A 1,146-nucleotide genomic window follows, 5' to 3' on the forward strand; every position below is an offset into this window, starting at 1 on the left:
CGGCCCCTATGACGCTATCGATCCGGGCGTGACCGAGAAGCTCGATTACGAGGCCGAGCTCGGCGTGGTGATCGGCAAGGGCGGGAAGTATATCTCCGAGGCCGACGCGCCGGCCCATGTGTTCGGCTACGTCGTCGCCAACGACGTCACCGCGCGCGACTGGCAGTTCCACACGCCGACCTTCACGATCGGCAAGTCGTTCGATACGCACGGCCCGATCGGCCCCTGGATCGTCACCGCCGACGAGCTGCCCGATCCGCATGCGCTGATGCTGCGCTGCTATGTCAACGGCGCGCTGCGCCAGGAGTGCAGCACCGCCGAGATGATCCACAATGTCTGGGCGCAGATCGCCTATCTGTCGGCGGCGTTCACGCTCGAGCCCGGCGATCTGATCGCGTCGGGGACGCCGTCCGGTGTCGGGGTGGCGATGACGCCGCCGACCTTCCTTCAGGAGGGCGATGTCGTGCGCTGCGAGATCGAGGGCATCGGCGCGATCGAGAACAAGGTGGTGGCCTCGTCCGCGCCCAGGGGCTGGGCAGCGAGCGTGCTGCGCGAGGAGGAGATGGCATGAGCACGACGATCGATCCGGCGGCGGCGGCGGCGCTGTTCGAGGACGCGCGCACCCACAAGGCCTGGACCGACCAGCCGATATCGGATGCGGTGCTGCACCAGCTCTACGAGCGGCTGAAGTGGGCGCCGACCAGCGCCAACACCAATCCGGGCCGGTTCGTGTTCGTCAAATCCCCCGAGGCCAAGGAGCGGCTCAAGCCCTGCCTGTGGGGGCCCAACGTCGAAAAGACGATGGCCGCGCCCGTCTGCGTGATCGTCGCCGCCGACAGCCGCTTCTACGATGAGGTGGGACCATTGTCGCCGGGCCGCGACATCCGGCCGATGTTCGCCGACAATGCCGTGGTCGCCGCCGAGACCGCGACCCGCAACGCGACGCTGCAGGGCGCCTACCTCATCCTCGCCGCGCGCTCGCTCGGGATCGACTGCGGCCCAATGTCCGGGTTCGACCGCGCCAAGACCGACGCCGAGTTCTTCCCAGACGGCCGGTTCAAGTCCGACTTCCTCATCAACCTCGGATACGGCGATGAGAGCAAACTCACCCCACGCGCTCCCCGCCTCGCCTTCGAACAGGCATGC

2 protein-coding genes are annotated in these 1,146 nt (G+C 67.8%); both read left to right on the forward strand.

Going from position 1 to position 1,146, the window contains the following annotated elements:
- Positions 1-571: fumarylacetoacetate hydrolase family protein (locus FHS31_RS16220; protein WP_167075491.1), on the forward strand; the 571-nt coding region annotated here is incomplete at its 5' end.
- Positions 568-1,146 (forward strand): malonic semialdehyde reductase (locus FHS31_RS16225; protein ID WP_167075493.1); only part of this gene is annotated, 579 nt, incomplete at its 3' end. The genes FHS31_RS16220 and FHS31_RS16225, both read left to right, overlap by 4 nt.

It is taken from the genome of Sphingomonas vulcanisoli, assembly GCF_011761305.1.
Classification (GTDB): domain Bacteria; phylum Pseudomonadota; class Alphaproteobacteria; order Sphingomonadales; family Sphingomonadaceae; genus Sphingomonas_I; species Sphingomonas_I vulcanisoli.